The organism is Methanobrevibacter sp., assembly GCF_017406825.1.
Lineage (GTDB): Archaea > Methanobacteriota > Methanobacteria > Methanobacteriales > Methanobacteriaceae > Methanocatella.
In genome coordinates, this window is record NZ_JAFQXT010000011.1 from 52838 (window position 1) to 67341 (window position 14504).

General features: G+C 36.7%; 15 protein-coding genes. 8 read left to right on the plus strand and 7 right to left on the minus strand.

Features of this window, described 5'->3' with window-relative positions; all coding sequences use genetic code 11:
* Nucleotides 1-43 precede the first annotated feature (43 nt).
* Nucleotides 44-727, plus strand: a complete 684-nt coding sequence (ribB, locus tag IJF99_RS01985) for a 3,4-dihydroxy-2-butanone-4-phosphate synthase (protein WP_292791367.1) — start codon at nucleotides 44-46, stop codon at nucleotides 725-727.
* Here the strand turns inward: ribB and IJF99_RS01990 are convergent, their stop codons facing one another.
* The 3 genes from IJF99_RS01990 to gatA all read right to left on the minus strand — a co-directional run bounded on the left by IJF99_RS01990 (nucleotide 728) and on the right by gatA (nucleotide 4090).
* The gene (locus IJF99_RS01990; RefSeq protein WP_292791369.1) at nucleotides 728-1132 is read right to left on the minus strand and encodes a hypothetical protein; all 405 of its coding nucleotides are present in this window, start codon (nucleotides 1130-1132) and stop codon (nucleotides 728-730) included.
* A complete protein-coding gene (locus IJF99_RS01995; RefSeq protein ID WP_292791371.1) occupies nucleotides 1132-2625 on the minus strand; it encodes a DJ-1/PfpI family protein in 1494 nt (497 codons plus the stop codon). Before IJF99_RS01995 ends, IJF99_RS01990 begins: the two co-directional genes overlap by 1 nt.
* 94 nt (nucleotides 2626-2719) lie before the next feature.
* On the minus strand, nucleotides 2720-4090 hold the full coding sequence (gene gatA, locus IJF99_RS02000) for an Asp-tRNA(Asn)/Glu-tRNA(Gln) amidotransferase subunit GatA (RefSeq protein WP_292791374.1): 1371 nt from the start codon (nucleotides 4088-4090) through the stop codon (nucleotides 2720-2722).
* Between the two features lie 109 nt (nucleotides 4091-4199).
* Here gatA and IJF99_RS02005 point away from each other — a divergent pair, with 109 nt between their 5' ends.
* A complete protein-coding gene (locus tag IJF99_RS02005; RefSeq protein WP_292791376.1) occupies nucleotides 4200-4994 on the plus strand; it encodes an HAD family hydrolase in 795 nt (264 codons plus the stop codon).
* A gap of 63 nt (nucleotides 4995-5057) precedes the next feature.
* Here IJF99_RS02005 and IJF99_RS02010 read toward each other — a convergent pair whose 3' ends face one another.
* The gene (locus tag IJF99_RS02010; protein ID WP_292791378.1) at nucleotides 5058-5771 is read right to left on the minus strand and encodes a sugar phosphate isomerase/epimerase; all 714 of its coding nucleotides are present in this window, start codon (nucleotides 5769-5771) and stop codon (nucleotides 5058-5060) included.
* Nucleotides 5772-5884: 113 nt separating this feature from the next.
* Here IJF99_RS02010 and IJF99_RS02015 point away from each other — a divergent pair, with 113 nt between their 5' ends.
* Both IJF99_RS02015 and albA read left to right on the plus strand, forming a co-directional pair.
* A complete protein-coding gene (locus IJF99_RS02015) occupies nucleotides 5885-7423 on the plus strand; it encodes a 2-isopropylmalate synthase (RefSeq protein ID WP_292791381.1) in 1539 nt (512 codons plus the stop codon).
* 190 nt (nucleotides 7424-7613) lie between these two features.
* On the plus strand, nucleotides 7614-7889 hold the full coding sequence (gene albA / locus IJF99_RS02020; protein ID WP_292791384.1) for a DNA-binding protein Alba: 276 nt from the start codon (nucleotides 7614-7616) through the stop codon (nucleotides 7887-7889).
* 6 nt (nucleotides 7890-7895) lie between these two features.
* On the opposite strand, the gene IJF99_RS02025 is transcribed toward albA, so the two are convergent.
* Both IJF99_RS02025 and IJF99_RS02030 read right to left on the minus strand, forming a co-directional pair.
* On the minus strand, nucleotides 7896-8564 hold the full coding sequence (locus tag IJF99_RS02025) for a PHP domain-containing protein (RefSeq protein ID WP_366931240.1): 669 nt from the start codon (nucleotides 8562-8564) through the stop codon (nucleotides 7896-7898).
* The gene (locus tag IJF99_RS02030) at nucleotides 8561-9589 is read right to left on the minus strand and encodes a DUF1786 domain-containing protein (RefSeq protein ID WP_292791390.1); all 1029 of its coding nucleotides are present in this window, start codon (nucleotides 9587-9589) and stop codon (nucleotides 8561-8563) included. The genes IJF99_RS02025 and IJF99_RS02030 overlap by 4 nt, the downstream gene beginning before the upstream one ends.
* Nucleotides 9590-9680: 91 nt before the next feature.
* Between IJF99_RS02030 and IJF99_RS02035 the strand changes: the two genes are divergently transcribed.
* The 3 genes from IJF99_RS02035 to IJF99_RS02045 all read left to right on the plus strand — a co-directional run bounded on the left by IJF99_RS02035 (nucleotide 9681) and on the right by IJF99_RS02045 (nucleotide 12679).
* Nucleotides 9681-10982, plus strand: coding sequence for a TrpB-like pyridoxal phosphate-dependent enzyme (locus IJF99_RS02035; protein ID WP_292791393.1), 1302 nt, complete (start codon nucleotides 9681-9683; stop codon nucleotides 10980-10982).
* 414 nt (nucleotides 10983-11396) lie between these two features.
* On the plus strand, nucleotides 11397-12176 hold the full coding sequence (locus IJF99_RS02040; RefSeq protein ID WP_292791396.1) for an AAA family ATPase: 780 nt from the start codon (nucleotides 11397-11399) through the stop codon (nucleotides 12174-12176).
* The gene (locus IJF99_RS02045) at nucleotides 12176-12679 is read left to right on the plus strand and encodes an AAA family ATPase (protein ID WP_292791399.1); all 504 of its coding nucleotides are present in this window, start codon (nucleotides 12176-12178) and stop codon (nucleotides 12677-12679) included. The genes IJF99_RS02040 and IJF99_RS02045 overlap by 1 nt, the downstream gene beginning before the upstream one ends.
* Nucleotides 12680-12821: 142 nt before the next feature.
* On the opposite strand, the gene IJF99_RS02050 is transcribed toward IJF99_RS02045, so the two are convergent.
* Entirely contained in the window at nucleotides 12822-13937 is a 1116-nt protein-coding gene (locus IJF99_RS02050) for a radical SAM protein (protein ID WP_292791402.1), read from the minus strand.
* A 123-nt stretch (nucleotides 13938-14060) separates the two neighbouring features.
* Between IJF99_RS02050 and IJF99_RS02055 the strand changes: the two genes are divergently transcribed.
* Nucleotides 14061-14504 (plus strand): dihydroxy-acid dehydratase (locus tag IJF99_RS02055; RefSeq protein WP_292791405.1); only part of this gene is annotated, 444 nt, incomplete at its 3' end.

Here is a 14504-nt window from a genome sequence, read left to right on the forward strand (position 1 = left end):
AGTTATTTTTAGCCCTGGTTCTAGTAAATAAGGAGACATTACTATGAATCAAGAAACAAACTTAGATAAAGCTTTAGAAGCTATTAGAAACGGCGAATTCGTTCTAGTTTTCGATGATGATGATAGGGAAGGAGAAGTCGACATGATTATCGCTTCAGAATTCGTAACCCCCAAATCAATCGCAACAATGAGAAACGATGCTGGCGGTTTAATATGCAATTGTCTACATGCCGATTTTTGCGAAGCCATTCATTTGCCTTTCATGGTTGATATCATGAAAGCGGCTACAGAAAAATACCCTGAATTGGCAGAACTCGCTCCAAATGACATTCCATACGACGAAAGGTCATCATTTTCAGTATGGACAAACCATAGAAAATCCTTCACTGGAGTAACAGACCATGACAGAGCAATGACAATAAGTGAAATGGCCATAATGATGAAGGAAGAAAGATTTGATGAGTTCGGTGCAACATTCAGGTCACCTGGTCACGTATGTCTTTTAAGAGGAGCAGACGGCCTTGTTAAAAATAGACAGGGACACACAGAAATAGGTCTTGCCTTATGTGAAATGGCAGGTGTCACTCCTGTTTGTGTAGTTTGTGAAATGATGGATGGTGAAACCGGACAGGCCACATCAGTTGCCGACGCCAGAAAATATGCTGAAGAGAATGGCTTGATATTGCTTAAAGGCGAAGACATTATCAACGCATATTTGAAAGAATAGTTATTTTGTTTTATTGGCAATGTAATTTGCCATAAAATCCATTATTTGTTGATATTTATAGGAATTATAAATGCTGAAAGTGACGTATTTTCCGTCATGCATTTTAATTTCCAAACCATTTTTCACTTCTTTTGATTTGCTTATTGCAGTAATCCTATTCCATTGAATCCTTAAGGTTTTGGTTTTCAGGGCCTTTTCAATGTGAATTCCGTCATCCAGGATTTTCACGATTTTAACGACGCGGCGATTCATGTCTGAGTTTATTTGAATGTCCCCATTTTCGTCAAAAACATAATCAGGAATCAGACAGGTTGCCTTCCAGCCCTGTTTCATTTTTTTCAAAACATGCGCCCTGTCCTTTTTTGTCAGTTTAACGCCTGTTTCAGGACTAAGGTTAAGTGCCATTAAATCACCCTGCTTTTTATCTCGTCAAAGGAATAGATCTTGTTGAATTCAACCTCACGAGCCATGCTGATTATCGCCTCAATATCCAAATTCTTTTCTATCAGATCCATTGCATATGAGGTGAACAGTTCATATCTTATTTCCACTTCAGGAATAAATCCGCGCATATCTGCGGATTTTAATTTCGGAAGCTTTAGGACATTTTCGACATTAGTATTGTTTTTGATGTATGGAACCACCTGGTCGAATATATCGTCATTGTAGACCTTGTTCAAAAGAATGGCTTCAACAGGAACTCCGAATTTTTCAAGCATGTTCGCATGGCTTACCAAATCAATTGCTGCAGATTCGATTCCGCCCTTGTTGACGCCTGAAGCCAGTATCATAGGTATATTTGATGACATTGCAATTTCAGCAGCAGAAAATGGGACCTTTTCATTTAAAAGACCGGTGAACACGCTCATGACTCCTTCAATCAGTACAATATCATAGTCAGAATTGTTGAGTCTGTCTATTGTAGATTCGATGTCGGCCCAACCAAGGTGTCCGATTTTTACTGATGCGAAATCCTCCATTTTTCCCTTTGTCAAATATAATCCAGGTATGATGTCACGAACGTCAGGACCTACTTTGAGAAGCGCCACCTTATATCCTCTTTTTCTTAAAGCCCCTGCAAGGCCTGTCAGTATGAATGTTTTACCGGAATCGGATCCGTTACTTCCAATCATAAGATATTTAGGTCTTTCATTGGCTTGGATTTCAGGAACTTTAATGTTGGTGTTGATTCCGACTTCACTATGCAGGAACTTTTTGACTTCAGCGTTTCTATTGTAAATTTCACTGATATCCGTTGCGTCTATTTGTTCCAGCAGGTTGTTTACAATAATCGGATTTTCATCCAAAATCCCATGAATCATTGTACCGATAACATTGCCGTCATCATTGCAGGCACCTGAAAAGATGTTGTAATCGCCCTTTTCATTTGTATCCCCATAATTCATTCTTTGAACTTTTGAATAAAACAGTGGTTTCGCATCACCTTCCACCTTTCCGTAAGTGTGGGTGTGGAAGCCGTCAACATCCATGTCCTGATTATTGACTAAAAATGAGTTCTTAAACACTTTCGCCTTAACCCGGTCGCTTGTAATCAAAGGTGAGAAATTGACATCTATTAATCCAAGGCCCGGCTTGACAATTGGCACTGGAGATTTTCTTCCAATGTCTATCTGATTTGATAAGAGCTGAAAACCCGCACATATTCCAATAATTGGCTTTCCGTCACGGGCCATTTTTTTGATTTCAGTATTCAAATCCATGTTGATGTCATTTGATTCAATCAGGGTTCCGCCAGGTATGATTAAGGCATCCAACTCTTCGCTTGCCTTATTACCATTGACCAATCCGTTTTCCTTAACGATATCGGTTGGCAAATTTCCAAAGTCTTCAAATCCTGGCACTGCTCCACTAACATAAGCAAGTCCGATTTTTGTCATAAACATAACCTCTTGATAATCTATTAGGATTTGATATGTTATTAAATTAAGGGGTGTATTTCAAGTGTAAAATAAGTTACAAAAAAAAAGAAATTTATTGAGTGTTTTCGAAAACACTCATAGCTTTAATGATTTTTTCATCATCCAAAGGTTTTGCCTGAATCTGCAAACCGACAGGAATGCCGTCCACTTCGCCTGCTGGAATGCTTGCAGCCGGAATACCAGCCAAATTGGCAATAACTGTTAGGACATCGTAGGCATACATTTCCATAGGTTCCAGTTCAGCTCCAATTTCGTGAGGGAGTTTAGGAACGGTAGGCCCAACAATCAGGTCAACGTTTTCAAGCATTGAAGTGATTTCACCTCTAATTACAGACCTTGCTTTTAGTGCTTGCTTGTAATATTTTCCACTGAATTCGGCTTCTGCAATATGTGAACCTATTTTAATTCTTCTCAGCACTTCGTCACCACATACCTCTTCAATTCTGTAACCGTAATCCCTTCCGTCGTATTTTCTTGTTGCAGAGAAGAATTCCACATAGTTGATCAGGTAATAGGTCGGTAAACATAAGTCAATGTAATCGAAGCTTACTTCAACGAGTTCGGCGCCTGCATCAACTAGCTTTTGTATGGCCTTATTGACGGTCTTGTTGATTTCCTCATCTGTAACGTCAATGAATTCCTGACATACCGCGATTTTCATGCCTTCTAATGAAGTGTCTTTCAATACTTCTGTAAAATCAGGCTTGTTCCAGTCTAGAGTGGTACATTCGGTTTCATCGTAATTAGCAATTGTGTTTAAAGCCAGTGCTATTCCGCTAACATCATTTGCTAATGGTCCGATTTGGTCCAGGCTCATGGATAAGTCAAGCAAACCTTGTCTTGACACTGCACCGTATGTCGGTTTGAATCCAACAACTCCACAGTGTGAAGCAGGGTTTCTGATGGACCCGCCGGTGTCTGATCCTATTGATATGTCACACATCTCAGCGGCAATTGCAGCTGCACATCCTCCGCTTGACCCTCCCGGAATCCTGCCCATTGCTGCAGGGTTTTGTGTAGGTCCGTAGTAGGATGTTTCTGTTGAACTTCCTGCTGCGAATTCATCCATATTCAATATGCCGATTATTATTCCATCTTCTTTTAGAATTTCTTCCACAACGGTTGCATTATAACTTCCAAGATAGTTTTCCAATGTTTTGGAAGCTGCTGAAATAGTTAAGTCTTCAACATTAATGTTTGCTTTTATACCGAACACCAATCCGGCAAGAGCACCAACATCTTCACCGTTGGCTATTTTTTCATCAATAGTTTCAGCTTGTTTTAATGCATTTTCATAGTTTAATTCAATAAATGCATTAATTTTTTCGTTATTTTCATCTATAACTTTAATGAAGCTTTCTACATTTTCTTTAGCTGTCATTTCTCCATTTTTTATGGAGTTCAATTTTTCAATAACGCTCATTAAAACACCTAAATAATCATAAATTATAATACTATTATTTTTATTTTCAATGTTTATAAACTTGTTTTTTTTAATTAATTTTAAATATTTTTTTTGACTATTATTAATCATGAAAAAGGCAGTCGTATTCGATAACTCCGGAACACTGATTGAAAGGTATAGGGTTATCAAGGATGTTTTGAATGGTAATATATTTACCAATATCAACTCTCTGGACTTGATAGATGCGGCCGACTCCTTAGCTTTGGTTGTTCTTCAGTTCAATACAAACAAGCTTTTGAAGTTGGATGAAGACAAATTGATTTCCGATGTCATCAGGGAATATGACATTGACTTTGACGTCAGCTTTTCCACAAGGCAGGTTTCAAAGGCCGAGGTTAAAGAGATCCTATTCAATGAAAAGACATCCACGGTTTCAGACATCACTGACGGATTTGACATTTTGCGTGAAAAAATCTCCCATATGGAACTGTGCAACGGATCCGCATTGATTGTCGATATGGATTTGGGTCAGGTTGCCTATACCATAACATCTGCCGGCAGGTTTTTCCCAAAGGTTTTTGAAACAATCGAAACCTTAAAGGCCCGTGGCATAGAGATCTTCATTGCATCAGGGGACAGAAAGGGCGCAATCAACAGATTGGCCAACATGCTTGATGTTCCTGAAGACAACGCTTACGGCACTGTTTCCACAAGGGGAAAATGTGAAGTGGTTTCCATTTTAAAGGAAGGTGGATATAAGGTCATGATGGTTGGAGACGGCCTCAACGACATATTGGCCTTTAAAAAAGCCGATGTCAGTGTTCTGACTATTGAACAGCAGGAGGAAGTCTCTCCAAAGATGATGGATAAGACGGATTATGTTATTGAGGACATTTTCGAAGTTACTATGATTGATTTTTAGAATCGCTTTTTTTTGATTTTATAACTTATAACTTATCATTTATAACTTATACAAAAAAAATATTCATAGGTTTTCAATGACTTCTTTGCTTTTAAGGATATTATCAAAGTTGTTCAGCTCAATAATTCCCGTATCAATCTTTTTGAGCAAATTCAAATCAAGGGTGCCTTCACCCAGGGTAATGTGCTGGTCTTTAACTCCATCGTTATCGTTCAGGTGGCAGTAGCTGATGTTTTTCAGGGATAACATTTCCTCCAGGTTTCCACAGGTATTTCCGTGGCCGGTATCTATTGTAAGGCTGCAGCCGGTCTGTTCCTGTATCATCTCTATTTCCTCAACTTTGTTTCCTAAAAACTTACCTCTTACAGGCATGTTTTCAACAGAGACTTCAACATTCGTATTGTCTATTATTTCCGCGATGCTTTCCACGGCAAATTCCAATGCCATCTTTCTTAGGTGCGGTTCATTCCGTCCAATGATTCCTGGATGTATTGTTATTGTTTTTGCGTTGATGTTTTCTGCAACATTTCCTGCATGAATCATCTGTTTTATGCATTCCCTTCTTATTCCGCTGTTAAGGCTTGCCAGGTTGATGTCGACGGTTGCCGCATGAATCCTTATGTCAAGCCCGCAGTCCTTAAATTCGCTGTTGTTCCTGTTTATGACCATGTCCTCTCCGAGGATTTCTATCATTTCAAATCCATGTGTTTTTGCCAGATTGATGATGTCGCTATTGGGTTGCATGAATACTGCCAGTGTTGTAAATCCAAGCTTCATGATTATATATTACATATTCTTAGATAATAAAAGTTAAACAGGATGAAAATTTTTCATGTCAATCTTAACTTTTTTTAACTAAAAAGCATAAACCTATATCCAATGGTGATGTAATGCATGAGATTGAAACGTTTAAAAAGGAACATTTGAGATTGCCCGATAAGATTTATATTTTAGACACTACTTTAAGGGACGGCGAACAGACACCCGGTGTTGCGCTCACGATTGATGAGAAGATACAGATTGCCACCAAATTGAATAATTTCGGCGTCGATAAGATTGAAGTCGGTTTTCCAGCATCTTCATCAGGTGAGATAGACTCTGCAAGAAAAATCAAATCCTTAGGTTTGGATTCCACAATTGTAGGTTTGGCCCGTACTTTAAAATTCGATGTTAATGCAGTCATAGATGCGGATTTGGATTATGTTCACACTTTCATCGGAACTTCTCGATTACATCGCGATTACAAGCTTAAAATGAGTAAGGAAGACATTGTTCAAACCGCTGTAGAGGCGGTTGAGCACGCTAAAGATCACGGATTGACTGTTGAGTTTTCCGCAGAAGATGCAACAAGGACTGAAGGACCATTTCTGTTTGAAGTTTATCGTGAGGTTATAGATGCAGGGGCTGATTTTATAGACATTCCTGACACTTTAGGTATTCTGACTCCTAGTCTGGCCGCTTTTTTAATAACTGAATTTAAGAGGAATTTCAAAACCCCTCTCAGCGTTCATTTTCACAATGATTTTGGCTTGGCCACTGCCAATACATTAATTGCCCTTGAATGTGGAGCCAACCAGGCACATGTTACCGTAAACGGTATTGGCGAGCGAACCGGAAACTGTTCCCTTGAAGAGTTGGTCATGAGTCTTAAGGCAACTTATGGTTATGCTTTGGACGTTGATACCACCAGATTATATAGCTTATCTAACCTGGTTGGTCGTTTGACAGGTGTTAAGATGCCGGTCAACAAGCCGATTGTTGGGGAAAATGCATTCGCCCATGAATCAGGAATTCATGTTCAGGGCGTTTTAAACAATTCTTCTACATATGAACCTATTTCCCCTGAAACTGTTGGACATTCCCGCCGCATTATTTTAGGAAAACACAGTGGTTCAAATGCTATTAGATCTAAACTAAAAGACTATCATATTGATTTGACTGATGAGCAGTTCAATAAGGTATTTGATGAAATTAAATCCTTGGGAGATAAGGGAAAAAGTATCAATGATGATGAATTGGTGTCATTGGCTGTTAATGAATTGGTTGCAGCTCGTGAAACCCCGATTCTTTTGAAAGGTTTAGGCCTGTCCTCCGGAAATGGTGTTTCTCCCACAGCCACTGTCAGGCTAGAAATCAATGGTGTTGAAAAGGAAACCGCTTCCATTGGTGTTGGTCCAATTGATGCGGCATTAAATGCCATCAGCAGTTTGATTCAAGAAGACATTGATGTTAATCTTGAAGAATATAATTTGGAGGCAATCACTGGCGGTACAGATGCTTTGGCAGAGGTATTTGTAATCACATCCGATTCAAAAGGCAACGTATCAACAGGAAGGTCCACCAACCAGGATGTTGTCATGGCAAGTATATTGGCGGTTTTGGATTCTATCAACAAGTTATTGTTAATTAAAAAATCCACTTTTAAATGAATATTTGTCCATTATTTATCTTTTTTTATTTATTTTATTCAAAAAAAATAATTTTTTTATATTTTATGTTTTATAATTGTTTAATATTTTGAATTATATTAAATTTATTAAGTATTTGTTTAGATATGATAAAATTTTATGTAAAATTTTATATACATTAATGACCTAAATTTAATATGGTGAATTAAATATGGAGAATAATACAATTTTTGTAGGTAGCAAACCTGTTATGAATTATGTTTTAGCGGTTGTTACACAATTTAACGAAGGATCTGATAGCGTTCTCTTAAGAGCAAGAGGAAAAGCTATCAGTCGTGCTGTTGATGCTGCTGAAATTGTTAGAAATAGGTTTGTTCCAGAAGCGGATGTCACAGATATTCAAATTTCTACAGAAGAAATTGAAAACTTCAACAATGAAAAGACAAACGTTTCTATTATAGAAATTTTAATTGAAAAGAGTCAATAACTCTTTTTAATCAAATTTCTTCAATATATTTTTTTCAAACAGATATTTTGAAAGAAGAATATTTGAAGTACCCTTTCCATGGGCTTCTACTTTACCTTTTTTTATTGCTTTTAACACGCTGTCTATATCTTTTTCACAATCTATTAAACTGAAGCAGTCACCGACAAATTTCCAGTAATGAGCGTCACTTGCACCAAGTGTTGGAAGATGTTCATTTTTTGCCAAATTTTTTGCCTTATTGTTACAATATCCGATAATGAATCTTGCATTTTTTGTTTCTATTGCATCTATTTTCAAATCCTTATAGTCTCTTTTGCATAAAAGTCCGTGCCTGTAAAAACAGTATGGATGGGGGATTATTGCAAGGCCACCCAAATCATGGATTCTGTCTATTGTATCTTCCGGTGAAAGGTCACGAGGTATGTTTTCCTCACACCCAAAACCAAGGATATGGCCCAATGCTGAAGAGATTTCAATTGAAGGGATTGCCAATATGTCTGTGTTTCTTGTTTTTGCCAAAACTTCGCTGGTTCCGTCAACGGTATTGTGATCGCTTATGGCTATTATGTCAATGTTCCTGCTTCTTGCAGTATGCAGAATGTCATCAATTCTTGAATTTGAGTCGGGCGAATATTCACTGTGAATATGGGAATCCATCTTAAGCATGCTTATCATTCCTGAATTGTTTTTATCAAACCGATTGTCCCTGTCATCATCACATCCCCTCCTGGAGCGGCATGATGCCAGTCAAGGTTTGTCTTTTCTATCAGTTCCCTTTTCGGTCCGCTGACTATTACCTTTTCAATTTTTGAGATAGGATTGAGCACATGGGCACCGTGGCCATGGTCATTATAGACCTCTTCATTTGTTATTTCACCTGAAGCTAAACGTTTGATGTATATTTCAAGGGATTGACCGGTTAAACTGGATGTGTGATGTTCAAATACCCCTTGTATTTTTCCATCTTCAATCGAAGCCGCTGTCGTATGGCCATTCCCGATATCTATAACAATGAAACTGTTTAAATCTTTTGCCACTTCATCAAAACACATGCCGGCTATTGATGCAAATTTTGTATCCATCAGCAATGGGGCATCTTCTATTCCTTCATTTTCCAATGTTCTTCTAACAGCCTGCATTCTTGTATAATATTCAGGCAAATCATCTTTAAATCCAAATTCCAAAGGTGATATTGGCTTTGAAATTTTTTCCCTTATCTTTTCAAATCTGAAGTCCCTATCGCCCATATTTTCATTGTATCCATGGTCCTGAACGGCTATTGCAATTTCATCAAAGTCAAATTCCAGGTCATAGCCCAATAGAAATTCGGATAGTTTTTTGATGTTGATGTCGCCCATATGGATTTTTGTATGTTCACTGTAGTCTTTTGCATCGTCTGCTATTTCAATTCCGATTGCCTTTACTTGTTCCAGATTGTCGCGGATTGTTCTTGCGCATACCGGTTCCATCACAACCTCATATCCCTTTTCCATATGTTCGAGGATTGTTTTTTTTATTTTTCCTCCACCCATTATTTCTCCAGTGAAATAAATGTCGTTTTCTATTTCCCTTATCTGTTGTGAGATATATAAGTGCGGGGATGGAAGCACAAGCTTTATTGAGTTTTCAAGCTCTTTTTCAGTATCGTATATCATTATATCTTGAGTTCCGGTTCCGACATCTATAGCTAAAATTCTCATATTTTTAGATTGTTCTTTATGATATTTAATAATTTAATTGTACATTTTTGTACTACAAAGCTTTAAATAGTACATTGATATAATTATTATTATGACTTATAAAATTGAATTATCATCAGATGAAGTGCCAAAACAATGGTACAATATGCTCGCAGATTTACCTACAGAGCTTCCGGCTCCTATCAATAGTGAAGGTAAAGATCAAATTTCAGCTTTACAACTTGCATTTACAAAAAGCGCTTTAGAACAGGAATTTGCCACCGACCGTTATATAAAAATTCCAAATGAGGTCAGGGAATTGTATATGGAGATGGGCAGGCCTACTCCATTGGTAAGGGCCAATAGGCTTGAAGAATATTTAAACACTCCTGCTAAAATCTACTTTAAAAGGGAGGACACTTCCCCTACAGGTTCCCACAAACTCAACTCTGCAATTCCTCAGGCTTATTTCGCTAAAAAAGAAGGCGTTGAAAGGTTAACAACCGAAACCGGTGCAGGCCAATGGGGTACTGCTTTATCCCTTGCTTGCAATTTGCTTGACTTGGAATGTACAGTATATATGGTTAAAGTATCTTTCAATCAAAAGCCCGACAGGAAAAATATCATGAACATTTACAACGGCAATGTCTATGCTTCACCTAGTGAAAACACTAAAGTCGGCCGTGATGTTATGCAAAACAACCCTGATCATCCCGGTTCTTTAGGTGTTGCAATTTCAGAGGCTATGGAAGAGGCTTTGGAATATGATGAAGTAAAATACTCATTGGGAAGTGTTTTAAACCATGTAATGCTTCACCAAACAATAATCGGTCAGGAGCTCAAAACCCAATTGGAAATTGCTGAAGAGACTCCGGATGTCATGATTGCATGTGCAGGAGGAGGAAGTAATTTTGCCGGATCTCTATTCCCATTCATTAAAGATAAAATTACAGGCAATTCAGAAACAGAATTCATAGCTGTCGAACCAACCGCATGCCCAACTCTCACTCAAGGAACCTATGATTATGACTTTGGTGATTCCAATGGATTTACACCTATGCTCAAGATGTTTACATTAGGGCATGATTTTGTGGCTCCATCAGTTCATGCAGGCGGTTTGAGATACCATGGAATGTCACCTATTGTTTCCCTTCTGACTAAGGAGGGTTATATCAATCCTAAGGCGGTTCATCAAAGGGATTGTTTTGAAGCTGGAATCACATTCGCTCGTACTGAAGGTATTTTGCCAGCTCCTGAAACTACTCATGCAATTAGAGCCACTATTGATGAAGCATTAAAATGCAAAGAGACCGGCGAAGAAAAAACCATTGTCATGAACTTCTCAGGACATGGTATGCTTGATTTGAAAGGATATACAAGTTATTTCGAAGGAACATTGGAAAATGCCAAATAATTTCCTTCTTTATTTTTTTTGAAATTAATCACTTATAACTTATAACTTATGACATTTTTATTATTACTTATAACTTATAACTATTAATTAATAACTAATAACTTATTTGTGAAAACAAATACTTTATAAGAGAGAAGTTATAAAATATAACTTATTTGTTAAAAGTTAGTTATGATAAGTTATTTCTTAAAACTTATTTTTTATAATTTAGAAGTTTTAACTTAAATCTTATTTCCTATCCCTTAGAAGTTTGAACTAATAACTTATTTCCTTTAAGTTTTAAATTAAAAGAAATAACTTAATTCTTTTAACTTATGCAGAATAACTTATCTGTTATTCAATAGAACTTGTAAATTTTAAGTTATAAATCATAACTGATAACTTAAAACTTATCAAATATAGGAGAATTCTTTAATGAGTGAAGTAATTGCGGTGATGAATCAAAAAGGGGGTTGCGGTAAGACAACAACCGTTGTCAACGTTGCAACATCCCTGGCGGTAATGGGCAAATCTGTTCTGGTCGTGGATATGGATCCACAAGCCAATGCCACAACCAGTTTTGGCATTGACAAGACCAAAATAGAAAATACAATATACGACGCAATCATTGGAGATATAAATGTTAAAAAAGCAACAATTCCTACGTTTATTAAAAATTTGTTTATTATCCCAAGTAATATATCTCTCAGTGGTGCTGGAATGGAGCTTTCCAAACGTGAAAATTACCACATTATTTTGAAAGAAACTCTTAAAGATGTTGTACCATTATTCGACTATATATTCATTGATTTGCCTCCTTCATTAGGGGTTATAACAGTCAATGCATTAGTAGCTTCCGATAGCGTTCTGATACCTATCCAAGCTGAGTATTATGCTCTTGAAGGAGTAGCTGATTTGATTAATACAATTAAATTAGTTGAAAAGAGGCTGAGAAGTCCCACTCCAATTAAAGGAATTCTCCTCACTCTATTTGATAGAAGAACAAGACTCAGTAAAGACGTTTATAAAGAACTTAAAAACTATTTTGGTGAAAGTGATTTGCTTTTCAAAACTATCATTCCTAGAAATATTAGATTGGCCGAAGCGCCAAGTTTCGGTAAGCCATGTTTAATCTATGACCCTGAAAGTACAGGAACAAAAGCTTATTTAAAGCTAGCAAAGGAAATACTAAAACGTGATGGGGAGGATGTATAATGGCTAGGAAAAAAGGACTTGGAAAAGGATTGGATTCTCTGTTTCCAGACATATATAACGAAGATTTTGATAGTAATTCCGCCCAATCTCTTGAAGACATGTTAAAGGATGAGGAAACTACTGTCGAAGATGTCATTGAAGATGTTGAACCTAAAGAAGAGGAAGTTGAAGATGATCAAGAAGATAATCTCCTATCAAATGGGCAAGAAGAAGTATCGCAGGATGTTGAAACATCCGAAGACTTATCTGGCGATAGCGGTAGCGAAGAAAGCGTACAAACATCACAAGAAATCAAAATCCAAAAGGAACACATTGAAGAAGTAAAGAAGATTGTCAATAAAAATCCAAGAATAACATTATGGTCTTCTAGATCTTCAGCGGTCTTTAGATATTTAAGGAAAACTGAACCGGAATTCAGTATCTCTAAAGAAGCTTCTATTTTAATTGATGAAGCCGTTTCAAAAAAATACCCTGAAATATGGGCATTATTTGAAGATGATTGATTTTATTTTACACTTGAAATTATATTCAATAGATTTTTTAAAAATCTATTTGATATAAAAAAATTTCTATTATTTAACGTAATTCAACGGTTAATTATTTTAAATATACTCGTTTTAAATATGGAATAATTTTATTAAAAACCTAAAAATCAAATGTAGTTTGAAATTCACCACTTATTTTAATATATGGCTCCGCTCTATCAACTACAACTCCTAATTTTCTAAGCTGTTCTTTATTGGTGAATGGCATTTTTTTGCGAATAGATATTATTTGACGAGCTGACTTTACACCAATTCCAGGTACACGAACCAACTCAATCAATGGTGCTGAATTAATTTCTACAGGAAAAATATCCATATTTTTTGCAGCTAAAATTTTTGGATCTTGAGTTAACAGTAAATTATCATTTTCATCAAATACCAATTCTTTGACATTATAATGATATTCATTAACTAAGCTATCCGCATTATATAATTTTGCAGTTCTATCAGTCGAACAGGCTTCCTTAGAAGCAAATTCTGTTCCTTCAATTGGTGTGAATGCTGAGAAATATGTTCTTTTCAAATCTGATTTATTGTATATTTTTTCCATTCTCTGTAAAATTTCCTTATCACTTTCATCGTTAGCGCCTACAATCAGCTGTGTAGTGTGAGTAAAATTCGGATAAGTTGTACTTTTATGTTGATATCTGTTGATCCAGGATAATCTTTTCAGTATATCCTTATTGTAATCTTTGGTAGATGATAATTCAGCAAGGCCTGATGGAGTAGCGGCCTCAATATTAATGCTCACCCTATTTGCCAATGCCATCGCCCTTTTGATTGAGTCTTTACTTGCCCCAGGCACGACTTTAAGGTGAATATAATCATCATAACCATATTTATTTCTTAAAAGATGAACGGTTTCGATTTGCTTTTCCATCGTATAGTCAACATCACCTGAAATTCCGGAACTTAAAAATAATCCGTTAACCATTCCCCGGTTGTAATATCCGAGGAATGCCTTTGCAAGCGCTTCCGGCGATAGTTCCAATCGGGTAAAGTTTCTCTTTGATTGGTTTATACAATATTTGCAATCATTTTTACACTTGTTTGTTAAAAGGGTTTTGAAAAGAGGGATTTTACAGCCATTATGACCTGTTGCTTCATAGATTCCAGGCAGGTTCACCTGTGAACTCTTGTTATGACTAACATAATCGCATAAGTCATATTGCGCCGAATCAGTTAGAATTTTCATCTTTTCAAGGGTAGTGCTCATATTATTATTATATCTACATATTCGTTAATAATTATTTTCATCTGTTAAAACAAAAATTTTCAAACATTTTAAAAGTTATTAATGAAATATATTATTATGATTAAATTAAATTTGTGTGATTGAATGAAAAGTGATAATGTTAAAAAAGGGATTCAAAGAGCCCCGCACCGTTCATTGCTACGGGCTTGCGGGCTTGATGATGACGACTTTAAAAAACCATTCATTGGTATAGCAAACAGTTTTACAGACATAGTGCCGGGCCACATTCACTTAAAGGAACTTGTAGAATTTGTAAAAGAAGGAATAATAGCTGCAGGCGGAATACCATTTGAATTTGATACCATGGCGGTTTGTGATGGAATAAGCATGAACCATGAAGGAATGAAATACTCCCTTCCTTCAAGGGAAATAATTGCAGCAACAGTGGAATCCATGACAAAAGGGCATGCTTTTGATGGATTGGTATTGATTCCAAGCTGTGATAAGGTCGTTCCTGGAATGATTATGGGTGCAGCAAGAGTCAATGTTCCTTCAATCGTGGTTACTGGCGGACCGATGGCATCCGGC